The following is a 25,730-nucleotide window of genomic DNA, read 5'->3' on the forward strand; positions in this document are numbered from 1 at the left end:
GAACGAACCTAATCAACAACACTGAGTCCGTTCGGCTCAACTTTATGGTAGCATGAAAAACTTTAACGTGAACGATGGCAATAATAAGAAAAAATGGAACGCCGAAGCATACTTTGCGCAGTGAGGCGTTGATGATATTATTGTCAATAATAATACGGCAGGTAGGTTTTAATGTCTCAGACCATTTGAAAACTTTATACAAATAACCAAAAAGAAGAGAGCCGATTGAGCAATGTTAGAGAAGTGGAAGAAAATCAAAAATAAAATATGAGTGATCTTTAAATTCTCATAACCAATAACTATTAACCTTTAATAATAATCATCGTTAACTCACGATACTACGCTTATGAGCATGCTTATGACCACCGCCCCTACGCCACTCCTACTGATAACCGCCGACCCCAGCCATCCGCTTGCTTATTTAGCGCTGCGCTATGTTCGTGCCTTTCTTCAGCAAGCAGCATCTACTCATGAGAATAAGGTCAATGACCGTACTTATAAGTCTGAAAACCCTGACAGCTTTGAAAACGATAAGCAGCCACTGCACGTCTTTTTTTACGCCGATGCCGCGCATACTGCGAATCGGTTACGCTGGCAGTCTGCTGATCAAACCAACTTAACACAGGAATGGCAGAATCTCGCTGAGCAATATCAGCTATCGCTACCCGTTTGCGTCAGTACTGCGCTCAGTCGTGGTATCAGTGATACGGACAATAGCGCGCGTCATCAGCTCAATGGCGAAAATCTGGCAGCTGGGTTTCATTTGGTGGGTTTAAGTGAGCTTGCGATGATAATGCAAAGTAACTGCCGCCTGATACAGTTTTGAGACTGCTTAATTAAGGATAAACCATGAAATTACTTATTCAGCTGCGCACGCCTACTGAGATGGCAAGTTACGAAGGCTGTGCCCTCGCCTTGACACTAGCGACCTTTGGCCATGAGGTGCAGTTGTATTTAGACGCGCCCGTCTTTGGATTATTAATGCAGCCCCAGTCTCGTTTGCACGGTATGATTCAATCGCTTGAATTGTATGACATACCAGCGGCTTGGCTACCTAGTGATGTGTTTAGCGGTTGGCTCACAGGTATGCTGCCAAACGACTTGGCCACGCAATTGATGCTCATACCAGAGAGCATCAACTCACAGGACTTTGAACAAATTCTAACCTTCTAATTTTCATATACTATAGCTACTAGCAATCGGACACCGTTATGGCAACCTTATATCAATTACACAGCGCAATGGACACACTTAGTCGCAGCACTGAAGAGATGGCGCTAACATGGCGTGCTGGCGACAGTATCCTCTTGCTGGGCACAACGGTCGCTTTTATTGAATGGCTAAACGCTTATTTGGATGAGAATGAGATACAAGGTATCATGGGCATCTACGCGCTTGCCGATGATGTAGCCCAGCTATCGTCCAATACTACTGCTAAGCTAAACCTAAATGCCAAGTTAACCGCCCTGTTAACTGATAGTGAGTGGGTCGAGATGACCCAAAATACCAATATTGATGGAACCGATGTTAATGAAGCCAAGTTCGACAAAGTGGTGACGATTGCCTTATGACTGCTATTACTCCGACTTCTACTATTCCAGCTGCTATCACTACAACGTCTATTGCGACTGCTAACATGGCATTAGACCAAGACGGTCATTTATGTGACCATACGCTTTGGACTCCTGATATTGCCCAGCAGCTCGCTGATACGCTGGATGTCAGTTTGAGCGCTGAGCATTTACAGATTTTGCAACAAGTACGCGCCTTTTTTGATAAGTTCAATCACGCCCCTGCCACTCGCCCGCTGATTAAATGGCTACAACAAACCTTACCGGAGCACGACATCAGCAATCAAAAGCTACAGCAACTGTTTAATACCGGTTTGGTCGCCCGCCATGTTAATCGCCTCGCTGGACTGCCAAAACCGCCTAATTGTTTATAAAAGTCTACTTATAAGAATCTAGTTATAAAAAGGTTACTTAAAAAGCTACTTATAAAACAGCTATTTTGGGTCATAAACCGTAAGGGTTTCATAACCAACACTGCGACCTTCGTCACCACCAAAGTTTTGCTGCCGCCATACCTCATATAGACATATCGCCACACTGTTGGATAAGTTTAAACTGCGTGAGTCAGGCAACATAGGCAATCTAAGCCAATGAGCTGCGCCAATATCATCACGAATCTCCTCTACTAAGCCTGCTGTTTCTGAACCAAATACCAATGCTATGTTAGGTGCTACATCAGAAGTGCTTTTTGAATTGGTTTCTAAGTCAGCACTCGCTTGAGTCATAAAATTATAATCGTAAAACGATTTGCTAAGCTTAGTAGTCATTGCCGTGATGATACGACAGTCCGCGGTCATTAGCGCCTGTTTGGCAGCCGTCCAGTTATCATGTACTTGTAGATCCGCGTACTCATGATAATCCAAGCCAGCGCGGCGCAGCTTCTTGTCATCAAGCTCAAACCCTAAAGGCTTCACGACATGCAGCTGCGCACCACTGTTAGCACACAGACGAATAATGTTTCCAGTATTGCTAGGCATTTTTGGGGCTACCAGCACAATGTGAATGGTCATAATGGTTCCATAAATAGGTCAATAGATAACTTAATAATGATTGGTTTGACTATAATTTGCTTACGGCTTAGCAGTCAATATATCTACATATAAGTATTACTGTTTAACAGTGAAGTAAGTCGTCTTATATTTTAGCGTAATGAAAAGTTACAGTTTACTGTCAATAATTACATTTTGATACTGGGCAACCATTTTAACTTTTATTATTATGACCCTGACAGATGACGAAGCAATACCACGACATTAAGATGGCATAGTTAATATGCCTTTATATGAATCAACAGTGTTGCTTTTTTATTCTACATATAATAGATGGCGTTACAGCAAATCGCTTAACGTGATTTATTTCACTGGTATGAATGTACCTATTTCGAGGACAGTATTATGAAAAAATTAATTATCGCATCTATGACTGCAATGTTTGTACTAACTGGTTGTAATACTTTTGCAGGTTTAGGCCAAGACGTATCAAGTGCTGGCGATGCTGTAAGTAATACAGCGACAGACGTAAAACAAAAAATCTAAGTTTTAAGTGCTTAGATTTGGTGTTTAAAAGGCTTACTATTTATTTGGTAAGCCTTTTTTCTTTCATCCTACTCTAAACCTTGGGTAGTGGATCACTCATATCTCACAAAATTTTTATCATATAAAATTATAAGAACTCTCGCAATACTTGATTGAGATAACGCCGTCCCAATGCAGTAGGCCGTAGCATATTTTTACTGTCCATTAGCAAGCCTTGGCTAACCAGTTTAGCTACTTGTTCAGCAATATCACTGTAGTGCAAATTCGTTCGCGCTTCAAACAACGCCCAAGTGACACCCTCATGCAGACGTAGCGCATTAAGCATGAATTCGCTGACCAACTCATCGTTCGGGATTGCTTGCCAGCCAACCATTTTTGGGGCATCCTGACAGGAAACATAGTCTTTGGGCATACGTGATTTACTAAAGCGATAAATTCCTACTGTTGTTAAAAGTTCATTGTCTAGTGAGATACTTGATTTCTGTTCCCCAATACTGACCTTACCGTGAGCGCCAGCACCAATCGCCAGATAGTCACCAAATTGCCAATAATTAATATTATGACGACACGGCATATCTGATGCGCCAGCCCATGCCGACACCTCATAATTATCATAACCTAAGCTCTGTAATAAAGCCTGTCCCGCCTGCTCAATATCGGCCAAACTGTCTTCGTCCGGTAAAATTGGCTGATTGCGATAAAATACCGTATTAGGCTCAATGGTCAGCTGATACCAAGATATATGGGTCGCTCCGGCATCATGCGCGATTTGAATATCATATAATGCCTCGATCATGGTCTGCTGCGGCAAACCGTGCATCAAATCAACATTTACCCGCTCAAAACCAGCAGTGCGAGCTGAGTTAATCGCTGATAGTGCCTGCTTAGGATCATGGATACGCCCAAGCGTATTAAGCTTATCGGCGTCAAAGCTTTGCACACCAATAGACAAGCGGTTGATACCCACATCTAAATATTCAGAAAATGGCGCATGCTCTAGCGTACCAGGGTTGGCTTCCATAGTGATTTCAATATCGCTTGCAAAATCAAAACACGCACGCAATCCAGAAAATAAGCGCTGATACTGAGCAATGGGTAGTAACGACGGCGTACCGCCACCGATAAATATCGAGCTAATCTCTCGCCCTTGAGTCAATGGCTGCTGCATACGCGCATCTAATAACAGCGCATCTACGTACTCATCATACATTGATAATGATATATCCGTACCCAGCTCGTGCGAGTTAAAATCGCAGTAGGGACATTTTTTTACGCACCACGGAATATGTATGTATAGCGCAAGCGGGATACCCTTCGCGTCTATGTTACTCATACTAGAACTATTTAAATTAGAAGCATGCGAAATGCTTTTAGATTTAGATTTGGACATAAATAGACTTATTCATCAATGAGAAGCTGTCATCAACAGCAAAAAGTAACGTTAGGATAACGGCTAAACTGCTTAAAAAAAAGGTTAACTTAAAGAAAAGCACGTCAATAACAAAACCAGTAACAAACGCTCATGTTAACGGCGTTCTGTTACAGGCAAAATAGCTCACAACTGCTGTTACTGTATAAAATTATAATGAATTATTAGCTATAACTAAAAGGATAAAGAACATGGCCTATTGGCTTATGAAGTCTAATCCCCGTTTTTTTGGGATTGATGACTTACAACGTATGGGTACAGAGAGCTGGGATGGCGTGCGTAATTACCGCGCCCGTAACTTTATGCGTGATAATATGAAGGTGGGTGATCAAGTATTTTTTTATCATTCAAGCGCCAAGCCCTCTGGGGCTGCGGGCATTATGACTATCAGTAAAGCAGGCTACCCCGACCCGACCCAGTTTCATCCTGAACACCGTCATTATGACCCCAAGGCGACAGAAGAGCAGCCGCGCTGGTATCTGGTAGATGTGGCCTTTGAACAAGCCTTCACCAATACACTGCCACTATCCCAACTTAAATTCTTGCCTGCGCTTGAGGACTCTTTATTACTCAGAAAAGGCTGTGAGCAATTAACCGTCATCCCGCTTGAACCTAAGCATTGGCGAACGATTATGGATATGGCAGAAACGCTAGATCTCTTGCCGGATAGTGAGGACTCCTTATTGCCGTTACTATGACTCAGGTATACTAATTACTGTTCAATTAATGCCTGCAGAAAACATTGACATCACGGTATAGCTTCTTTACCATTCTAGTTACTTTTGACCTGTCCATTCATATCTTGAATTGACGGGTTATTTTTATTTTAGTGTCCGTATTTTTCTGGCTGTATTTTAATAACTCTCTATTTCTTATTGTAGTCAGTACATTTTCAAACAGATTCTTATTGTAGTCAGTACATTTTCAAACAGAGACGGTGTGGCTGGTAGAAATTTTTGCAGCCTCTGTCTGGCGAAGCGCACAGCACGCTAGCAAATTCTTACCAGCTGCACGCATTTATCTACGTATCGCTTTTATTTTAGTATTGATTATAACTAATCAGCCCGTATTATTGTGTTTAGCATGATTTACCAGAGTATGATTGCCGGCACTATTCCTATCTTACTGTTCCGCTATTGATTTGTTGATGACAGTATTTATCCATTAACAATAACCACCTTGAATAATGAAAAGTTGCTAACCATGGCTTTGCCGATATCCTTTACAGATTTTAAGAGCTACAGCTTGCGCTTAGGCGTACTAGCGTTACCTATCTTGATTACCCAGTTTTGCCAAGCAGCATTAGGCGTTGTTGATGCCATTATGGCCGGACAAGTTTCTGCATTAGACTTAGCGGCTGTCGCAGTTGGCTCTGGTATTTGGCTACCGCTGTTTTTACTGGCAACCGGTATTCTGATTGCGACTACGCCTTTAATTGGGGAAGCAATAGGGAAAAATAAGCACGACCAAGTACCTCATATCACCCAGCAGTCATTATGGACCGCAGGGGTAATAGGTATCATTGGCTTTATTATTGTCAACTTAATGCCTAACGTGCTTGGGATAATGGGGGTTCCTGACAATATCCGCCCCATAGCCTCTCAGTATTTACACGGGGTGTCCTTTGGATTCCCTGCTATGGCCGTGTATGCCGTGCTACGCAGTTATTGCGAAGCACTTGGGCGTCCTGAGCCAGTAACTGTTATTAGTATTATTGGACTCCTCGCAGATATTCCATTGAACTATATTTTTATTCATGGTTTGTACGGTATGCCTGAGATGGGTGGTGCGGGTTGCGGGGTGGCAACGGCTATCGTGTTGTGGATAAATGTCTTACTATTGGCGGCTTACACCACCTTTACTAAACGCCAGCAATTTGCCAGTACACGATTTTTTTATAGCTTCACTAAACCCAACCGCGAGCAAATCACAAAACTACTTAAGCTGGGAATACCGATCGGTGTTTCTATCTTTTTTGAGGCCAGTTTATTTAGCTTAGGGGCACTGGTGATCAGTCCGTTAGGCGAATTGGCAACAGCATCGCATCAAGTGGCACTGGCCGTGACTTCGCAGCTGTTTATGATACCTATCTCGGTAGCAATGGCCCTGACCATTATGGTTTCCAATCGTTTTGGCCAAAAAAACCTCGTTGCCCTACACAATGTACAAACCACTGGGCTTATCTGGACGATACTTATCGCTATTGTTTGTATGCTGGGGATTTGGCTGTTCAGACCACAACTGGCGGCTGCTTTCACTGATAACCCAGAAGTACGCGCACAAGCCATGCACCTATTGATTTTTGCGCTTGCCTATCAATTATTTGATGGCTGGCAGGTCAATATTGCCGGTATATTACGCGGTATGCAGGACACTACCGTGCCAATGTGGGTGACGCTATTTTGTTATTGGATCGTCGCCTTACCGCTTGGTATTTACTTAGTGCGCTTTACGGATACTGGGGCACAAGGGTTTTGGATGGCGTTAATTACCGGCTTATTTTTATCTTCTATTCTACTCACGCTGCGTCTGCGTTATCAACAGAAACGCTTGAGAGCGATGTGGGCTTAGCTCAATCAACCATGCGTTTTTACATAAACTATGTTACTAAGCTATAGTGTGTGTGCTGCCCATAACTGTCATCTAAATTTTTTCCCTCAGCATTTTTCAAATAGTTGTCTTATTTTTCTATCAAACTTTTCTATCGTAGCGTCTAGTAACCATTACTAGCGCTACCTAGCCACATAGACTATGATGAATGATTGGGTATTTCTTACCGATGAGTATGTTCACGTCAAAATATGTAAAATTTCCAGTTAACAACTGTACATTGATTGCTCATTGCGCTGAATATAGGTATCATTAGCAATTAATTAGACAATATTTTGTTACACTATTACTTGAATTCTAGTACAAGGCCTCATTAAAATTATGGATATTGAAAAAATACGCACCTTAATCGCCCTCATGGAAGAAAACGAACTGGTCAATCTAGAAGTCAGTTCAGACGATGAGCATATTAGTCTTACTCGTCATTACGATGCCCCTGTCCCAACGATGATGGCTGCTCCTACTGCTGTCGGTGTGCCTGTCGCTACTGAAGCCAAAGAAAACACAAAAGCGGGTAGCGTTGAGACCTCACCAATGGTGGGTGTATTTTATTCCGCGCCTAGCCCTAACGATCCCCCATTTGTAAAAATCGGACAAAAAGTACAAGCTGGTGATACGCTGGGTATTATCGAAGCGATGAAAATTATGAATCCGCTTGAAGCCACTCAAAGCGGTGTCGTTGACGAAATCTTAGTGGACAACTCTGAGGTCGTACAGTTTGGCCAGCCCGTCATACGCTATAAAGCTTAACGGTATCTGCCACACTTTACTTTGTTGTGATTGATTATAAAAATTTAATCAATCAACACCGCTTTGACAAGGATGACCCCATGATAAAAAAACTGCTCATCGCCAATCGAGGTGAGATTGCTCTACGTATTGTCCGCGCTTGTAAAGCGCTTGGTATCGAGACTGTCGGTGTCTACTCTACTGCCGACGAGAACCTAATGCACCTGCGCTTCGTTGATGAAGCCATTTGTATCGGTAAGCCCAACGCCAATCAGAGTTATCTAAATATTAATACTATCTTAACCGCTGCTGAAATCTCTGGCGCTGATGCTATCCATCCTGGTTACGGCTTTTTAGCTGAAAATGCTGAATTCGCTGAGCGCGTTGAGGAAGCAGGGTTAACTTTCGTCGGTCCTAACGCGGATCATATTCGTTTAATGGGTAATAAAGTCTCTGCTATTAACGCCATGAAAAAAGCAGGCGTTCCCACCGTACCGGGTTCCGTTGGTGCAGTAAACCTACATAATGCTGAAGAACAAGCGCGCAATATCGGCTTTCCGCTGATAATTAAAGCCGCATCTGGTGGTGGTGGCCGCGGTATGCGTGTCGTCGAACGTTTCGAAGAAGTTATCGGCCAAGTACAAGCCGCTAAGCAAGAAGCTGAGCTATGGTTTGGTGATGATACCGTTTATATGGAACGCTATTTACAGAACCCACGCCATGTTGAAGTTCAAGTACTGGGTGATGGTAATGGTAATGCCATTCATCTCTATGACCGTGACTGCTCACTACAGCGTCGCCATCAAAAGGTACTAGAAGAAGCGCCTGCCCCTGACATCCCTGATGATGTACGTCAACCGATCTTGGATGCTTGCGTCAAAGCTTGTGAGCTGGTTAAATATCGCGGTGCGGGTACGTTCGAATTTTTATTTGAAAATAACGAATTTTTCTTTATTGAGATGAATACCCGTGTTCAGGTTGAGCATCCGGTCACTGAGATGATTACGGGTATTGATGTAGTGGTTGAGCAGTTAAAAATCGCCGCAGGTTATGGACTATCCTATCGTCAAAGCGAGATTGAAGTTCAAGGTCACGCTATTGAGTGTCGTATCAATGCGGAAGATGCCGTAACCTTTATGCCCTCACCCGGTACAGTGACACAATTATTTGCACCAAGTGGTGCCGGCGTTCGCTTTGACTCACATCTCTACCCTGGTTACGAGATTCCCAGTTATTATGATTCCTTGATTGGTAAGCTTATTTGTCATGGCCAAACACGCCAACAAGCCATTGCAAAAACCTTGCATGCGCTGGACGAGCTAATCATTGAAGGTATAAAAACTAATATCCCATTGCACCGTGATGTAATTTTAGCCGATGAAAATTTTGCCACTGAGGCACAAAATATCCATTATCTTGAAAAAGAGCTACTGACTGCTAATAAATAAAAAGCGGCATCGTAATCTGTATATTGTAATGATGCTCGGTAATTATCAATATCTATATCAGAAAACCGTTATCAGCAACGATAGCGGTTTTTTAATGAGATTAGATAAGACAAGCTTTGGTAGGCTAAGGTAAAACTCTATGAAAGTTCATATAGCACTTTTTACCATCAGGATCAGCACACCACTGCATTTTATTACCGTCATGATTTAAAAAGGCAATTAGGGCTTCATCGGTCTGATCAACCTGATTACCTGAACAGTCTTTTTCATTATTATCATAAATGGTTTTGATAGCAATAATCGGTAGTCCCTCTTCACGATGGGTTACCAAATAGCGCCCGTAGGTCCATTCTTTACCACTGACCGCCCACATTTCATTGTCCGCACCAAAGTTATATAATTCACGACATTGGTCAGATTTCGCTGATGCATTTATATTTTGACCGGCGTTATTCTCAATATTGGCACTAGGTTTAATATTGCTAGCTCCAATATTACTGGGTACGACACTAATAATACGTCGTTCACTTTGATCCAGTACCCCATCTTTCTGGCCTGCAATGACTTTAGGCTCATTACTAGTGGTTGCTCGATCAGCAGGCGCCGCTGTTCGCTTACTTATAGTATCGCTACTGTTTAGGTCTATCTCCCATTGTCCAGCGATGGCAGGGCTAATGTGCGTGGTAATCGTCGGTTTGCTAATGACTTTACCATTTACTGGCAGTGACGCTAAAATAGCTGCTAATGAAAATGAAGCAATTGAGAGAGGTTCCATAGTTAACCTTTTTATTTGTAATAATAATTAATATGTACATTAGCGTAAGTCTTAGACACTAAAAACACAAGTAACATTATGCTATAAGTAGCCAGAAAACAGTTAACACGTCAGCTGATGACGCAGCCATTATTTAATTGTCTTCCTATTCAAAATGACCTGATAGTCTCAATTACTAAATACAGTTACTAAAAAACCACCAAAAAAGAAGCTTCGAAAAAATATTAAGAACAAACATTAAAAAATAACGCCATGACTCTGATTTGCTTATCGCAAGGAGACATGGCGCTATGATTATTAAATATGCTCAGTTAGTTTTATCAAACTATTTGGCTATCTCATTAACTGGCTTGCTAATTAACTGCTTTATCAACTAGCTATTTTATATTAGGCGGCCGTTGTACTGGGCGCTTGAGCAAAAGCTGATAACGCTCCTTTTAACATTGCTGATACGGTGCTGCTACAAGTACCGATGCCTGAATATACTTCCCCATCGACATTCAGTTGAATGTAGGCCACAGCATTAGCATTGGTCTTATTATCACTATTGCTATCATCATCAATGCCGTTATCACTATTGTGCTGCGGATTGATAGCGTGCTCAGCATAGTTGATAACATGTAGCGACTTTCCGGTATGCTGCGCTAAGCCATCGATGAAGGATGACAATGGGCCATTACCTGTCCCATCAATGGTAAGGGTTTCGCCATTCATCTGCACTTGGCCGTTAAAGTAAACCTCGCCACCTTTATTATTGACACTATAATCTAATAACTCAAAACTGCCTTGCTGTAAGTAAGTATCTTCAAAGGTCTGCAATATTTCATCGTTTTGTAATTCGCGCGCTGCAGTCTCAGCCTGATGCTGTACGACGCGGCTAAAGTCAATTTGCATCCAACGCGGTAAGTTAAAGCCGTAGTTGCGCTGAAGGATATAAGCGACGCCACCTTTGCCAGACTGGCTATTGATACGTACCACATCTTGATAGCTGCGGCCAATATGTGCAGGATCGATGGGTAAATAAGCCACGTCCCAGACGTTTTCCGTCTCCTCTTTATTTTTCTCATTGTAATCAAGAGATTTTTTAATAGCGTCTTGATGTGAGCCACTAAAGGCAGTAAAGACCAGCTCACCAACATAAGGATGGCGTGGATGTAGCGGTAAATTATTACACTCGCTGACCACTTGTACAATTTCACTCATATTACTAAAATCTAGCTCAGGGTCGATACCTTGACTAAACAAGTTCATCGCCATAACCATGATATCCATATTACCGGTACGCTCACCGTTACCAAGCAATGTGCCTTCAATACGATCTGCGCCAGCAAGCACACCAAGCTCAGCGGCAGCTACGGCACAGCCACGATCATTATGAGTGTGCAAACTGACCGTCACATGTTCACGTTTGGCTAAGTTACGGCAGAAATACTCAACTTGATCGGCGAAGATATTGGGCATAGAGGCTTCAACCGTTGCGGGCAAGTTAAGAATCACTTCTTGACCGTTTTGTGGCTGCCAAATTTCACAAACTGCATCACAAACTTCTACCGCATATTCTGTTTCAGTTTGGCTAAAGCTCTCAGGCGAATACTGGAATACCCATTCTGTTTCAGGATATTTGGCGGCATATTCAACTAACAACTTAGCACCGGTAATGGCAATCTCTTTAATCTCAGCTTTATCTTTTCCGTAGACTTTTTCACGCTGAATGCGGCAGGTTGAGTTATAAACGTGAACGATGGCACGCTTGGCGCCTTTTAATGATTCAAAGGTATGAGCAATCAAATGCTCACGGGCTTGTACCAGAACTTGCAAGGTCACATCTTCAGGTACATGGTTTTCTTCGATCAATTTACGGGCAAAATCAAACTCAACTTGCGCTGCTGATGGAAAACCGATCTCAATCTCTTTAAAGCCCACGTCGACCAAAGTCTTAAAAAAGCGCATTTTTTGCTCAATAGTCATCGGATCAATCAGAGCTTGGTTACCATCACGCAGATCCACACTGGCCCATATGGGTGATTTCTCAATCGTTTTGCTTGGCCATGTGCGATCTGTCAACGAGGGCGCAAAAGCAAATGGACGGTATTTACGAAAATCAAAAGCAGCACTTTTTGGGGCTACTTTAACAGAGGCAGGTTTCGCAGAGTGTGTGGCATTGTCAGACATAATCAATCCTTAGATGAGGTGGCAATTTGTATTTTTAACTGGGTAGCTTGTAGTTAACGTAGCTCGTAAATCAGATAGTGTTTATCATACGAAATAATAGAAGTTTATACCATTATAATAACAAAGTTTATAAAGGGAAAAGCAGCTTTGTTTTGTATATATTATTATTAATTTAGCGATAAAACCTATTTTTATGGTTATAATTAGATTAATCCACTAATTATTAAATAAAGTATGCAAAATAGTCATTCTGATAACCTTCCATCCATTGATATCGATGAGATAGATAAGTGCTTGTTGCGCTTATTACAGCTAGAGGCACGCATGAGTATTACTGAGCTTGCTGAGCGCGTTAATCTCTCTGCTACGCCCTGCGCGCGCCGGATTAAACGCTTGGAAGAGGCTGGGATTATTACCGGTTATCATACTCAAACCGATGCGCAAAAATTGGGCTATCCCTTATCGGTATTTATCGCTATCAGTATGGATCGCCATACCGCCGAACGCTTTGAGCAGTTTGAACGTAAAGTTCAAAGCTTCGATGAAGTAATCAGTTGTAGCATTGTCACTGGACGCACTGAAGATTATTTGATTAAAGTACGAGTGCGCGATATGGCACATTATGAAGAATTTTTATTACACCGGCTTAATCGTATTGAAGGCGTTGCTCAAGTACATACCAGCTTTGAGCTGCGGGAAGTATTTAGCCGTAGCGTGGTTTAGTTTTATTGTTGTTGAAATATTGAGTAATACAGATGTTTAATATTATATAGTTAATCAAATTTAGAAACAGCGCACAGTGCCACTATATGGTTAAAAACCAATTGTTAAAACGATTACTAAATACTGACCTATATTCTATGCCGTACCTTGTGGCTGGCGGCGAAAAAATAACAGTAGAACAATTCCGATAAGCAGTCCAATACTAGCGACCAGTAATCCGGCATTAAAATTATCGGTATCGCCTGCCAACGCGACGGTCACTAACGGCCCAATAAACTGCCCTAGCGCATAAGCCAAAGTCGCCAATCCTATTAGTAAATTAGAGTAATCTGGATTAATATTCTTAATAAGCGTAAGTGTCATTGAGACCATACCGACAAAGGTTAGTCCTAAAATGACCGCGTTAGCATATAAGCCGAGTGCCCCATCGAACCATAAGGGCAAAAACATCCCCAACGCTTGCAGTAAGGTTAAACCTATTAAGGTTTTTATCTCACCGATACGCTTAGCAAGTGCGCCCCATATTGGATTGGATATCATCGCAAAAATGCCCACAACCAACCAAATCAGCAGTCCGGCATAGGTTTGCGTGGTCAATCGCTGCGCCGCCATTACCGGTAGAAAAGTCGCTGAGGTAATATAACCAAACCCTGCGAGCACGTAACTTGCTGACAATAATAAAATGGCCTTGGTATGACCAATCGACGCTTCATATAACGATCTTTTGAAATTAATATAGGTTTGATGCACTGAGAAGCGCTGGTCTTTATGATGGGAGTCTAAACGCTCAGATGTCGTGTTAGCTGAAAGGTCTGAATCAGCTGGACGTATGGCATAGAGCAACCACATAACCGGTAGACTAGTGATACCTGCCACCAGCCAAATAATATCAAAATGATAGCCTAGCGTTAACAGCCACCATGTCAGTATAGCGGAAGCACTAATACCAACCCCAATACCCGCGTAATGTAGCGCTGACAGTACAGAGCGTCGCTCGACACTAAAGCGCTGAATGACCAGTGATGAGCTCAAAATCATCGCCACCCCACTTGCTATACCTGACAGCAGACGAATGACATACCACCAGCTCAAAGATAAATTTGGCACAACTAACAGCATAGTAGTAACTATACTAATGCCGGTCCAAACTATCAGCATCTGCCACGTCAAACGATGCGGCACAAACATCGCAATGAGTGCGCCAATAAAGTAACCAATGTAATTGACCGAAGCCAGCCATCCGGCAATGGTGGTCGATAGTGGCAGCTGAGTCATAATATCAGGCAGGGTGGCAGTAAATAAAAAGCGCCCATAGCCCATCACCACCGCCATGCAATATAGTCCTATCGCTGCGATGGCGGTTTCGTTAGTAATGCGGGATATTATACGGTGGCGAGATTCAGTCATCATGACAGAGCCAATTTGTGGCGCTTAGCACACAATCCTTTGTGTTAATATTTTTTAAAAATGGCAGTCAGTGACGGAAATCTACGACGAGAAAATAGATAACGTTGCTGAGTATTACGCTATTGATTTTGTGTCCGCTTGCCCTAGCATCGCCACACGCTTATCACTAAACATATCCATATCAGGCGCTAGCGTACGCATAAACCGATCAAAATATAGCAGCTGCTTGGTCAATAAAGCAAAATCACGCGGAAAGTGTATACCATGACGCTTACCCACATCGACAATCTCGAGCATCATCTTATTAAGATCATCCGCTTGCTCTTTAGTGTTGAACGGTATGCCGCTAGTAAACGCTTTATCTTCAGCCATAATAGACCGCATCATGCGTTGCAAATCCTTGGCCAAGGCAACCTCGTCTACCTGGTTACGCATGTTGGTCATTTCCATATCGATCATATGGTGTGCCATCATCTGATAATCGTTATCTTGCAAAGCCTGCATCATACCCATACAAGCGCGCCAGCTTTCGGCTTTTAATTTACCTACGATACCAAAATCTAAAAAGCCAATCCGGCCGTCAGTTAATAGCATCAGGTTGCCGGCATGTAAATCCGCATGGAAGCTATTACACAGCATCAAACTTGCAAACCACGTGTTTAAGGTATCTGCCATCACTTGCGCGGGGTCGTCACAATACTGACGCATGGCAGACTCATCGACCATAGAAACCCCATACAATCGACTCATAGTCAATACGCGCCTAGTGGTCAGCTCATCGTGGACTTCAGGCCCAATAACTCGCGTGTTACCTGATACTGTTAAGAATTGCTGAAAATCACGAATATTTTGTGCCTCAGCGATGAAGTCTGTTTCTGCCAGCATGCGCAGCCGAATCTCATCGATAATCGGCGCAATACTAGCAAATCTCATGGATGGCATCAGCAGCTCTAGCAGTTTAGTCACCGCATGCAATACACCTAAATCGGTCTGCATGATAGTTTCAACACCGGGCTTCTGGACTTTTAATACCACTTCATCACCATTATGTAGACGTGCAGTATGGACTTGCGCAATAGAAGCTGATGCTAGTGGTTTTTTCTCAATATGAGCGAATTTATCACTTAGCGTATAGCCATCCACTGCCAGCTCAGCCATTAATACCCGCTCGATATAATCATAGGACAATGGGGTCGTTTGATCTAAAAAATCTTGAAATGCCTCAACATACTCACGTGGAAATAGCGACGGCGTACTGGCAATAAACTGGCCAATTTTTATATAAGTGGTACCCAGCTGCTCAAAGGTTTCTTTTAGTAGATTAGCGTCAGGCTTCTCACCTTTTGCCACTCGTAACGCAGACAGCCCAGCAATACTAGCCGTTTGACGAACACGGTTCATAACATTGAAGGTGTGCTTTAATAAATGAGGACGATGGATTTTCATAAAGGACAACTGTTGTCAGTAAACAAAGAATAGTTAAAAATAATTAGCAAACTAAATAGCACATATAGGACATTGCTTATCTTGCCGATAGCCCATTATTCGCTGCTGCATCAGGCTACCGTCCCATATTAGCAGTTTATTTGTCAGTGGATTTTTGGTTAATCCTAAATATTGTAAAGCGGCATTGGCCTGCAAGCTGCCCATAATGGCGGTGGTACTGGCCAGCACCCCTGAATTGGCGCAAGTACGCTCATCAAACTCTGTATCAGCATTAAGCGCACCAAACACACAATAATAGCAGCCTGTGTTTAACTGAGGCTCAAACAATGCCAATTGACCTTGCATCGCAATCGCCGAGGCAGACAGTAACGGGATTTGATAGCGTACACTGATACGATTAATGACATCGCGAGTCGCAAAATTATCCGTGCAATCTAAAAGTAAATCTGGTTTACCGGACGCCATATCCAGTAGCTCATAAGCATTGTCTTGACTTAAACGAGCAACCGTACCACGAGCACTAATCAATGGATTAATTTGTTCTAGCATGTGGGCAGCAGTGAGTGCTTTGGGCTTGCCAATATCATCTGGTAGAAACAGCGTCTGCCGCTGCAAGTTACTGGCCTCAATCACATCATCATCAATCAGATGCACTTGCCCAAGCCCTGCACGCACAAGTGTTTCGGAGGCTGGACAACCAAGTCCGCCAGCACCAATCATCACCACACGGGCAGACTTTAGCCGTAGCTGGGCATCAAGATCCCAGCCATCGAGCAATACCTGCCGAGCGTAGCGTAAGAGTTCTTCGTCTGTAAGTACTTCTATCTCTGCTGGATGGGTCATATTTTTTTACCAAAACTTATCGAGAGCTTATTACTTTGAAGATTAGTACTTTGAAGCTTGTTGTTAACAAAGCTGCCCAAGGGTCAAGCGCTCATTACCACCAAAATCTTGTATGGTTTGAACTTTATCAAAACCATGATCAGTAAATAACTGACGGACAGCAGCGCCTTGATCAAAGCCGTGTTCAATCGCTAATAGCCCATTACTACGTAAATATCGCGGTGCTTGTTCAACAATATGTTCAATATCAGCTAAACCATGATTGAGTGCACTTAAAGCACTAATAGGTTCCGCTTGTAAGCGCTGCAAATGCTCATCCAACTCATCAATATAGGGTGGATTGGAGACAATCACATCAAATAGCTGGGTAGAATCAGTGGACAAATTGTCATACCAGCTGCTTTGGACAAATTCAATATTTACAACTTTATTCAATTCGGCATTATGCTTTGCAACTTTAAGAGCTTCTGCTGAAAAATCAGCCGCGACCACTTCCCAGCTATTTTTTGCAACTTTAGCTTTTGTATTACCAGTGCTACCTTGCGCTAGCTCATGCGCAAGGCTAATCGCAATACAGCCTGAGCCTGTACCCAAATCTAGCAGGCGTTTATTACTAAAAGTATGCTTAGACACCAGCTCTTCATCTTGCGCCTTTATCCAAAGCAGCACCTGTTCTACCAATATTTCAGTATCCGGTCTGGGTATTAAAGTATGCTCATTAACCTTAAAGTCCAATGACCAGAACTCCTGATGATCAGTCAAATACGCTAAAGGAATACCCTGCTTCATCTTAGTCACGCCAGCATTAAATTGTTCAAACTCACTATCCGTCAGCTGGTAATTTTCTTCCATAATAAGAAACGCAGATGGCTTAGCTAGCACATAAAGCAGCCAATCCGTTATCCAAAACTGCGGAATGCCAGCATCGGTAGCCGTATTTGCTACTTGCTGTTTGATTCTCTTTACTGTCATGCCTGGTGTTTTGGCCGCTGTCATAAACAACTCTTAGTAGTTATCTGGGTCTTATCCGTTGTAATTCGCACGTTACTCTGTAGCACGTGGCGGCTCTTTGGTATTTGATAAATTAGGATTGGCTTTGGTTAACTCAACCCCTTTATTGCCACCACTGTCATTGTTGTTGTCGTCACCGCCATAAATATCATCGTTATCGCCAATAACGATATGCTTATCAACATAATAAATCAGCGCTAGGATTGGAATACCAATCAAAAAGGTAAACATAAAAAAGAACGGATAACTGGTACTGTCAACGATAGTACCCGAATATCCACCCACTACTTTAGGCAGTAGCGTCATGAGTGATGAAAATATTGAATACTGTACCGCCGTAAAGCGAATCGATGTTAGCGCTGATAAGAAAGCAATAAATACTGCACTGGCAAGACCTGCGGCAAGGTTATCAAGAATCACGGCAAAATACATATACGGCAGACTACCGGGATGGTAAGTCAGCAGAATAAAGAGCAGATTAGTCACACAGGCTAGAATTGCCCCAACCATCATAGCCCGCATAATACGCATTTTTTGGGCCAATAATCCACCTAAAAATCCACCACCGATGGCCATGACCACCCCAACCAGTTTAACGGCATTGGCAATATCAACTTTAGTGAAATCCATATCTTGATAAAAGACATTGGAGATAACGCCAGCGACAATATCAGAGATACGGTAGAGACCAATCAGCGCTAATAACAATAAGGCTTTCTTACCATAACGACGGAAGAAATCAGCAATAGGCTCAACCCATGTCGTATTAGCAAACTCTTGCTCTACAAGGTTGGCTTTTACTAAGCCGTAGCCAACAGCTAAAGCCGCTGCCAAACTCAATACCATCCGTACAATTTCAGTTAGAAAACCCGAAAACACACCTTCTGTCTCAGGCAGTATTAGCCCCGCATTAGCAAATACTAATACAAAGCCAATGACTGATATGGCAAATACCAGCACCAGCCGGGTGTAGTCTGAAGTCTTACGCTCAACGACTACTTGTTGCCTGACAGGCTCATGAATGACTAAAGTGGTAATAACCCCAACGCCCATGACCCCCGCCATAATCCAGTAGGTATTACGCCACGCTTCATAACTATAAAAGCTCTCGGTAGAACCAAAGTAATCTGCTAAATATAACGCGCCGGCACCCGCGACAATCATGCCTAGACGATAGCCAGTGACATACATAGCAGACAATACCGCCTGTAAGCTAGGCGGTGCCAGCTCAATACGGTAAGCATCAATAACGATATCTTGGGTCGCTGATGAAAAGCCTAGCAGTACGGCACCAACTGCCATAAGAACCAAACTGCCTTCGTTGGCTGGGTTAACGCTGGCCATGATACAAATCGCTGCAATAATCATCAGCTGCGCAACCAAGATCCAGCTACGCCTGCGACCTAATAACTTAGTTAATATTGGCAATGGCACGGCATCAATAAGGGGTGCCCAAATAAACTTGAAGGCATAACCAAGCGCTGCCCAGCTGAACATCGTTACCACACTACGGTCAATACCTGCTTCACGTAGCCACAATGACAAACTCGAAAAAATCAGTAAAATAGGAATGCCCGCGACAAAACCTAAAAACAGCATGATAATCGAACGCCGATCAAGATAAGCTTGTAAGCTCTCGCTCAATGATTTTTTAGCGATTGGAGGATTGGGTGGTACAGGTTGGACAGCAGACATAACGACTCACCAAAATTTTAGACAAAAAATACGACAGCGAGCTATTTTTTATCCAAAAGTTATACCGAATGTTGCTACGACATCAATACAATTGGGATAAGAAATTGCCTAGCTCTGTATAAAGAAAATGACATTTGCTGCAAAATTGAATTATGGTACTTGAGAACGCTTATCTTGACTAGACATTATGGCGATATTTTTGCACTAACTGGCTTATAGTGCTCTCTAACCCATCTTATATACCGTAGCCGTAACCCAATGTATCATAAACTTACCGAACTGTTAGGCTGTACCTATCTACGCATTACAAGGCTAATCTACAACGTTTATTGTTATTAACACCTGTTACTAGCAATAGCCATGAGTCACTGTTTATTTTTATCAGATAAGCGACATCGTAGAACCAGCTAGAAACTAAAAACGCTGGATTAAAAGTATTTTTATAAAAGAATGTTCTTATGTAGGAGAATAATCACATTTATAATGTTGCTTACTCTTAACAAACACACCTACCATAAAGCAAACCAATCATCATCTATATAGTGATTCATTATTTAAAACGCGTCATCCTTATTTAATAGTTTTTTAAATCACGACTAACACTGTATGCTGAGATCATAAACAGTAAAGTTAGCAACAACAGTACTAACCCCTGTTATCAACCCTTTATTATCCTTACTTATATCATCAGCACTTAGGAGTTATACAATGTCCAACTCAACCCCCAATGATTCGACTTTGAATACATCAAACGCTAACCAGCCAGCGTCAGATAGCGGCCGTTGCCCCGTTGACCATGATGGCAATCAATCTAACAACAGCAATACTACCTACGATCAAGGCGATGGTCACGGCCCTACGATGCATAGTGAAAACGTCGATAAGTCGCATACCCCGCAACGTCCTAGTATGGGCGGCTGTCCAGTCATGCATCAAGCACATACCAACACCTCATCAGCAGCAACGGATTGGTGGCCTAATGCCTTAAATCTAGATATCTTGCATCAGCAAGACCATAAAACCAATCCCATGGATCCTGACTTTGACTATGCGGCAGCCTTTAAGCAATTAGACTTAGAAGCCGTCAAGCAAGACCTGAAGAACCTAATGACTGAATCGCAGGACTGGTGGCCAGCAGATTGGGGTCATTATGGCGGTCTTATGATTCGCATGGCATGGCATTCCGCAGGTACTTATCGTGGTGCTGATGGTCGTGGCGGCTCTAACACCGGCAATCAACGCTTTGCACCACTAAACAGTTGGCCAGATAACGTCAACTTGGATAAAGCACGTCGTCTATTATGGCCAATGAAGAAAAAGTACGGCAATAAACTGTCTTGGGCCGATTTAATGATTTTGGCTGGTAATATGGCCTACGAGTCAATGGGCTTTAAGACTTTAGGCTTCGCTGGCGGCCGCGCTGATATTTGGCATCCAGAAAAAGACATTTATTGGGGTTCTGAGCGTGAATGGTTAGCGGCAACCAATAACCGTTACTATGACGACCAAGAACGCACCTCACTTGAGAACCCTCTTGCTGCCGTACAAATGGGCTTAGTATACGTCAATCCTGAAGGTGTTGATGGTAACCCTGACCCGATAAAGACGGCACACGATATTCGTACGACCTTTGGCCGGATGTCGATGAACGATGAAGAAACCGTTGCTCTCACTGCTGGTGGACACACTGTCGGTAAATGCCATGGTAACGGTGATGCGACCTTATTAGAAGACGAGCCTGAAGCGGCAGATGTCACCGAGCAAGGTTTCGGCTGGCGCAATCCTAATGGTACTGGAAATGCAGGCGATACGGTCTCAAGTGGTATTGAAGGCGCATGGACCACCCATCCTACCCAATGGGACTATGAGTATTTTGAGCTACTATTAGGTCACAACTGGGAGCTAACCAAAAGCCCAGCGGGTGCATGGCAATGGGAGCCTACCGATATTCGCGAGGAAGATCGTCCGCTAGATGCGCATGACCCAAGTGTACGCCGCAACCCTATCATGACCGATGCTGATATGGCGATGATTAAAGATCCTGCTTATCGCAAAATTTCAGAAAACTTCCATCAAAATCCAGAATACTTTGATGAAGTATTTGCTAAAGCTTGGTTTAAGCTTACCCATCGCGATTTGGGACCTAAAGCACGTTATTTAGGTGCTGATGTACCAGCAGAAACTTTTGTATGGCAAGACCCGATTGCAGAAGGCAATGCTGATTTAAGCACCGATGATATTGCTACGCTAAAAGCGCAAATCTTGGACAGTGATCTGAGTCGCCGAGAAATGATTATTACAGCATGGGACAGCGCAAGTACCTTCCGTGCCTCTGACTATCGTGGCGGTGCCAACGGTGCCCGTATTCGCTTAGCCCCGCAAAAAGACTGGGTCGGTAATGAACCTGAGCAATTACAGCGTGTCCTTGAAACTTTGACACGTATTCAGACTGAGTTTGCTAAACCCGTCAGTATTGCTGATTTGATCGTACTGGCTGGTAACACTGCTATTGAGCAAGCAGCTGCTGATGCAGGCGTCGAGGCCAATGTTCCCTTTAATCCAGGTCGCGGTGATGCAACAGATGAAATGACCGACGCTGAATCGTTTGACGATCTTGAGCCACGTCATGACGGCTATCGCAACTGGGTTAAAGACAGCTATACGGTATCACCTGAAGAGATGCTGCTTGACCGCACCCAATTGATGGGACTCAGCGCTCCTGAAATGGTGGTATTAGTCGGTGGTATGCGCGTTCTTGATACCAATCACAGTCACAGTCAAAATGGGGTCTTTACCGACCGCGCCGGCACACTCAGTAATGATTTCTTTGTTAATTTAACCGACATGGATCTCACTTGGCACCCTATTAAGGAAGAGGACAGCGAAAACGCTGGTCGCAACCTCTATGAAGTGCGCGAACGTGCTACGGGTAATGTAAAATGGCAGGCCACTCGTGTAGACTTGGTGTTTGGCTCTAACTCTATTTTGCGTTCTTATGCAGAGTTATATGCACAAGATGATAACTTAGAAAAATTCGTCCATGACTTCATAAAAGTATGGCACAAAGTAATGAATGCGGATCGCTTCGGCTAATCTCTGGCTTAATTTTTACCCTTGTTTAGCAACAAACAAAACAGTCATCTTATAAAGGTGGCTGTTTTTTTATGATCTGATATAACTTCATTAGCTTATTTTAAACCGCCGAAAGCCCTTGAATAACCGTATATATATTCCAAAATAATATAAATACATGTCTATTTAGTATATACAAGAATAATGACTTTGTTTTACACTGATTCCTTGCTGCATCTTTGTAGGCTTTGATGTTCTTACATACAGACAGTGATTATTTTTATATTTACGAGGGATTAGGTTATGGCAATTGACGTAGTGGTCAACCAGCGGCATTTACAAATTCAGCTGAAGCAGTTAGAGACTGTCTGGCATACGGTAGTGAATGGCTATAATCTAAGCCAAGCAGCAACGGTGTTGCACACCAGCCAATCAAGCTTATCGAAACATATCGCTGCGCTTGAGAACCAGCTCAAGACTGAAGTGTTTGTTCGTCAAGGCAAACGGCTAACCGGACTGACGACTATGGGCACCGCGCTCATGCCACATATTGAATCTATATTCGCCGAAATACGTACGATTGAGAATTTAAGCCTTGATTTTAATAATCCAAACACCGGTACGTTGACGATTGCCACCACGCATACGCAGGCACGCTATGTGTTGCCTAAAGTGGTTAAAGAATTTAAAGAACGCTTTCCTAAGGTAAACTTAATTCTCCAGCAAGCGGATCCTGAGACTATCGCACAGATGGTGATTCGTGGCCAAGCTGATATTGGCATTGCGACCGAATCATTACTACATAATAATTATCTGCGTTGTCATCGTTATTATGACTGGACGCACCGCGTCATCGTACCGACTGATCATGAGCTTGCTGGTCAAGAGACTATTGATTTGCCGACGCTTGCCAGTTATCCGCTAATTACTTATCACGGCGGGTTTACCGGACGCGGAACGATTGACAAGGCCTTTAGTGATGCTGGGCTTGAGCCTGATATCGTGTTGGCAGCATTAGATGCTGACGTAATTAGCACCTATGTGGGTTTAGGATTAGGCGTTGGTATTATCGCAGAGATGGCTTTTGAGCCCAGCCATTATCAGAATCTAACGGCTATTCCAGTCGATCATTTTGGTCGCTTTACCAGTTGGATGGCAGTACGTGACGATGCAGAAATCCGTCAATACGGCCGTGCCTTTATAGAGTTATGCCAGCAACAGTTTAATCGATAACCACCTAGGGGCTGTTTAGAATTCGACCATGGCTCTGACAGAGACTATTTTTTAGTCGATGCACGTCAAAGCTTATCTCGTTTAGTCATTCTAAGCGGATAAGCTTTAACACAGCAGCGGCAAAAAAGAGTCCTGTCCCAATAATATTAAATTAAAGCGGGGCTGATGCTAAAATTGCCCTATTCGTTGTAATTTTTCATAAAAAAGCATCTAGCTAAGGCAATAAGCATCATCTGCGTTTTTTACTTAGACTAGATCAATTTTAGCGATCAGCAGAGCCTATTTGTGAATTCTAAACAGCCCCTAATCAGTAGCAATAATTTTAACGTTTATCTATCAATAATTTTTTATTTCTACGGCATCGTTATTTTCCTATAACGGTGCCGTTTTCTTTTTATCCTTTGAATACTTTTAGTTCACTGGTTGCGCATTATTTCACGATAACTTTTAACACTTACTTTGACTATCCAAACCGCTGACTATAAAAGGCAACTTTTCCACTATCTACTTATTACCTCATTATTAAGATTTGTTATTGGCCGCAGCCTTGACCTTTATATCCAAGATAACTACCCCATTATATAAGGTGTTCAGCTATCGGTATTTGCATACTCTGCAGGTTGTTCAAATTATTATCGTGCAAACTACTGTGGCTTTTATATCTAAATAATTAAACACGAATATAATAATGCCATCGTTGATATGGCAGAAAAATAGGTGACTTATGAGCAACAAAATTCCTTTATCCTTTCTAGACTTAGCGCCCGTCCCTACCGGTAAAACCATCGCTGATGGCATCGCTCAAACCGTTGAGATGGCTCAGCAGGCAGAACAAGTCGGCTTAAACCGTTATTGGATGGCGGAACATCACAATATGGCTGGTATTGCCAGCGCAGCGACCTCAGTATTGTTATCGCATATTGGTAGCCAAACCGATCGTATTCGCATTGGCTCGGGTGGCATCATGTTACCGAACCATGCACCTTTGATGGTTGCTGAACAGTTCGGTACTTTGCAAGCGTTATATGGTGACCGTATTGACCTAGGACTCGGACGCGCACCTGGTACCGATGGTGCAACCTTCCAAGCTTTACGGCGGCAAATGAGTGATGCTGAGCGCTTCCCACAAGACGTGCAAGAATTAATGTATTTGTTAGGTGATGAAACTGATAGTAGTCCAGTCCAAGCTTTCCCAGGAGCAAAATCAAACGTCCCTATTTGGATTTTGGGCTCTTCATTATTTGGTGCCACGTTAGCCGCGCATTTAGGTCTGCCTTATGTGTTTGCTTCCCATTTTGCCCCGCAAATGCTTAGTAAGGCGATCGCTGCGTATCGTGAGGAATTCAAGCCCTCCGCTTATCTTGATAAGCCTTATGTGATGCTAGCGGCGAACCTGTTGCTCGCCGATGACGATGCGACTGCACACTATCACTTTACTTCAGCGCAACAAAGCTTTGTGCGCTTACGTCGTAATGAGCGTGGACAGATGCCAAAACCTACCCATGATATGGACAGTATTTGGAGTCCCGCAGAAAAGACCATGGTCGATAGTGCATTGTCGGTATCGTTTATTGGGTCAGTTGAAACCGTCAAGCCAAAACTTGCTGACTTCCTTGCGAAGTATGAGCCTGATGAGCTGATTGTCACGGCTAACGTCTATGACCAAGCAGCACGTTTACATTCGCTATCGCTAGTACCTCAGTTAAATTTGTTTACTTTACAATCGGCAGCAGCGCTTGCATAATTATCGAATAACTTTAATGAGATAATTAACATGAACCCCTCTACTTTTATTGGCTCTTCAATATTTTTATACATCTTGGCCTTTATTGTAGTCATGGTGGTTGCGGGCTATTTTACCTACCGTATTAGCCCAAGCGGGAAAAAACGCCGCGAAGAGCGCAATGAACGTCGATAGTTGAATTTTAAACTCACATAAAAAAACCTCCCGCTCTATCATGAGTGGGAGGTTTTTTTTGTAGACAATAATCACAGCTTATTATGAGAGCGTGTTGGAAATTTAAAAAATCT

At 43.0% G+C, this 25,730-nt stretch carries 23 protein-coding genes; 14 read left to right on the forward strand and 9 right to left on the reverse strand.

Annotation, left to right across the window (positions count from 1 at the left end; genetic code table 11):
• The first annotated feature begins 358 nt into the window (after positions 1–358).
• The 4 genes from tusD to JMX97_RS05590 all read left to right on the forward strand — a co-directional run bounded on the left by tusD (position 359) and on the right by JMX97_RS05590 (position 1,945).
• Positions 359–826 carry a sulfurtransferase complex subunit TusD gene (gene tusD / locus JMX97_RS05575; RefSeq protein ID WP_201556142.1) on the forward strand — a complete coding sequence of 156 codons (468 nt, stop codon included), beginning with the start codon at positions 359–361 and terminating at the stop codon, positions 824–826.
• A 23-nt stretch (positions 827–849) separates the two neighbouring features.
• Positions 850–1,173 carry a hypothetical protein gene (locus JMX97_RS05580; RefSeq protein WP_201556144.1) on the forward strand — a complete coding sequence of 108 codons (324 nt, stop codon included), beginning with the start codon at positions 850–852 and terminating at the stop codon, positions 1,171–1,173.
• A gap of 38 nt (positions 1,174–1,211) precedes the next feature.
• The gene (locus JMX97_RS05585; protein ID WP_201556146.1) at positions 1,212–1,571 is read left to right on the forward strand and encodes a hypothetical protein; all 360 of its coding nucleotides are present in this window, start codon (positions 1,212–1,214) and stop codon (positions 1,569–1,571) included.
• 65 nt (positions 1,572–1,636) lie between these two features.
• The gene (locus tag JMX97_RS05590; RefSeq protein ID WP_227671475.1) at positions 1,637–1,945 is read left to right on the forward strand and encodes a TusE/DsrC/DsvC family sulfur relay protein; all 309 of its coding nucleotides are present in this window, start codon (positions 1,637–1,639) and stop codon (positions 1,943–1,945) included.
• Between the two features lie 60 nt (positions 1,946–2,005).
• Here JMX97_RS05590 and JMX97_RS05595 read toward each other — a convergent pair whose 3' ends face one another.
• Complete coding sequence (locus tag JMX97_RS05595; protein ID WP_201556150.1) at positions 2,006–2,581, reverse strand: tRNA (cytidine(34)-2'-O)-methyltransferase; 576 nt, start codon at positions 2,579–2,581, stop codon at positions 2,006–2,008.
• Positions 2,582–2,965: 384 nt separating this feature from the next.
• On the opposite strand from JMX97_RS05595, the gene JMX97_RS05600 reads away from it, so the two are divergent.
• Positions 2,966–3,106: an entericidin A/B family lipoprotein gene (locus tag JMX97_RS05600; protein ID WP_201556152.1), complete on the forward strand. Its 141-nt coding sequence runs from the start codon at positions 2,966–2,968 to the stop codon at positions 3,104–3,106.
• A gap of 127 nt (positions 3,107–3,233) precedes the next feature.
• On the opposite strand, the gene hemW is transcribed toward JMX97_RS05600, so the two are convergent.
• Complete coding sequence (hemW, locus tag JMX97_RS05605) at positions 3,234–4,439, reverse strand: radical SAM family heme chaperone HemW (protein WP_201556161.1); 1,206 nt, start codon at positions 4,437–4,439, stop codon at positions 3,234–3,236.
• A gap of 287 nt (positions 4,440–4,726) precedes the next feature.
• On the opposite strand from hemW, the gene JMX97_RS05610 reads away from it, so the two are divergent.
• From JMX97_RS05610 to accC, 4 genes are all read left to right on the forward strand, one after another.
• Positions 4,727–5,233, forward strand: coding sequence for an EVE domain-containing protein (locus tag JMX97_RS05610; RefSeq protein WP_201556169.1), 507 nt, complete (start codon positions 4,727–4,729; stop codon positions 5,231–5,233).
• Positions 5,234–5,738: 505 nt separating this feature from the next.
• Positions 5,739–7,106: an MATE family efflux transporter gene (locus tag JMX97_RS05615; protein ID WP_201556171.1), complete on the forward strand. Its 1,368-nt coding sequence runs from the start codon at positions 5,739–5,741 to the stop codon at positions 7,104–7,106.
• Between the two features lie 360 nt (positions 7,107–7,466).
• Positions 7,467–7,895 carry an acetyl-CoA carboxylase biotin carboxyl carrier protein gene (accB, locus tag JMX97_RS05620; RefSeq protein WP_201556173.1) on the forward strand — a complete coding sequence of 143 codons (429 nt, stop codon included), beginning with the start codon at positions 7,467–7,469 and terminating at the stop codon, positions 7,893–7,895.
• An 80-nt stretch (positions 7,896–7,975) separates the two neighbouring features.
• Positions 7,976–9,322, forward strand: coding sequence for an acetyl-CoA carboxylase biotin carboxylase subunit (gene accC / locus JMX97_RS05625; protein ID WP_201556175.1), 1,347 nt, complete (start codon positions 7,976–7,978; stop codon positions 9,320–9,322).
• A 124-nt stretch (positions 9,323–9,446) separates the two neighbouring features.
• Here accC and JMX97_RS05630 read toward each other — a convergent pair whose 3' ends face one another.
• Together JMX97_RS05630 and leuA are read right to left on the reverse strand one after the other, a co-directional pair.
• Complete coding sequence (locus JMX97_RS05630) at positions 9,447–10,097, reverse strand: hypothetical protein (protein ID WP_201556177.1); 651 nt, start codon at positions 10,095–10,097, stop codon at positions 9,447–9,449.
• Between the two features lie 387 nt (positions 10,098–10,484).
• A complete protein-coding gene (leuA, locus tag JMX97_RS05635) occupies positions 10,485–12,269 on the reverse strand; it encodes a 2-isopropylmalate synthase (protein ID WP_201556179.1) in 1,785 nt (594 codons plus the stop codon).
• Positions 12,270–12,503: 234 nt separating this feature from the next.
• On the opposite strand from leuA, the gene JMX97_RS05640 reads away from it, so the two are divergent.
• Entirely contained in the window at positions 12,504–12,992 is a 489-nt protein-coding gene (locus JMX97_RS05640; protein WP_201556186.1) for an Lrp/AsnC family transcriptional regulator, read from the forward strand.
• Between the two features lie 135 nt (positions 12,993–13,127).
• Here JMX97_RS05640 and JMX97_RS05645 read toward each other — a convergent pair whose 3' ends face one another.
• The 5 genes from JMX97_RS05645 to JMX97_RS05665 all read right to left on the reverse strand — a co-directional run bounded on the left by JMX97_RS05645 (position 13,128) and on the right by JMX97_RS05665 (position 19,394).
• Entirely contained in the window at positions 13,128–14,402 is a 1,275-nt protein-coding gene (locus tag JMX97_RS05645) for a YbfB/YjiJ family MFS transporter (RefSeq protein ID WP_227671473.1), read from the reverse strand.
• Between the two features lie 111 nt (positions 14,403–14,513).
• On the reverse strand, positions 14,514–15,845 hold the full coding sequence (locus tag JMX97_RS05650) for an ABC1 kinase family protein (protein WP_201556189.1): 1,332 nt from the start codon (positions 15,843–15,845) through the stop codon (positions 14,514–14,516).
• A 51-nt stretch (positions 15,846–15,896) separates the two neighbouring features.
• Positions 15,897–16,688: a HesA/MoeB/ThiF family protein gene (locus JMX97_RS05655; protein WP_201556191.1), complete on the reverse strand. Its 792-nt coding sequence runs from the start codon at positions 16,686–16,688 to the stop codon at positions 15,897–15,899.
• Positions 16,689–16,751: 63 nt separating this feature from the next.
• The gene (gene prmC / locus JMX97_RS05660; protein ID WP_201556193.1) at positions 16,752–17,684 is read right to left on the reverse strand and encodes a peptide chain release factor N(5)-glutamine methyltransferase; all 933 of its coding nucleotides are present in this window, start codon (positions 17,682–17,684) and stop codon (positions 16,752–16,754) included.
• Positions 17,685–17,732: 48 nt separating this feature from the next.
• Complete coding sequence (locus JMX97_RS05665) at positions 17,733–19,394, reverse strand: AmpG family muropeptide MFS transporter (RefSeq protein WP_201556195.1); 1,662 nt, start codon at positions 19,392–19,394, stop codon at positions 17,733–17,735.
• A gap of 909 nt (positions 19,395–20,303) precedes the next feature.
• Here JMX97_RS05665 and katG point away from each other — a divergent pair.
• The 4 genes from katG (at position 20,304) to JMX97_RS05685 (ending at position 25,617) form a co-directional block, all read left to right on the forward strand.
• A complete protein-coding gene (gene katG, locus JMX97_RS05670) occupies positions 20,304–22,487 on the forward strand; it encodes a catalase/peroxidase HPI (RefSeq protein WP_265089437.1) in 2,184 nt (727 codons plus the stop codon).
• A 282-nt stretch (positions 22,488–22,769) separates the two neighbouring features.
• On the forward strand, positions 22,770–23,699 hold the full coding sequence (locus JMX97_RS05675; protein WP_201556197.1) for a LysR substrate-binding domain-containing protein: 930 nt from the start codon (positions 22,770–22,772) through the stop codon (positions 23,697–23,699).
• Between the two features lie 724 nt (positions 23,700–24,423).
• The gene (locus JMX97_RS05680; RefSeq protein WP_201556199.1) at positions 24,424–25,443 is read left to right on the forward strand and encodes an LLM class flavin-dependent oxidoreductase; all 1,020 of its coding nucleotides are present in this window, start codon (positions 24,424–24,426) and stop codon (positions 25,441–25,443) included.
• A gap of 30 nt (positions 25,444–25,473) precedes the next feature.
• A complete protein-coding gene (locus tag JMX97_RS05685; RefSeq protein WP_201556201.1) occupies positions 25,474–25,617 on the forward strand; it encodes a hypothetical protein in 144 nt (47 codons plus the stop codon).
• Positions 25,618–25,730: the final 113 nt, after the last annotated feature.

The sequence above is a fragment of the Psychrobacter sp. 72-O-c genome (assembly GCF_904846605.1).
Taxonomy (GTDB): domain Bacteria; phylum Pseudomonadota; class Gammaproteobacteria; order Pseudomonadales; family Moraxellaceae; genus Psychrobacter.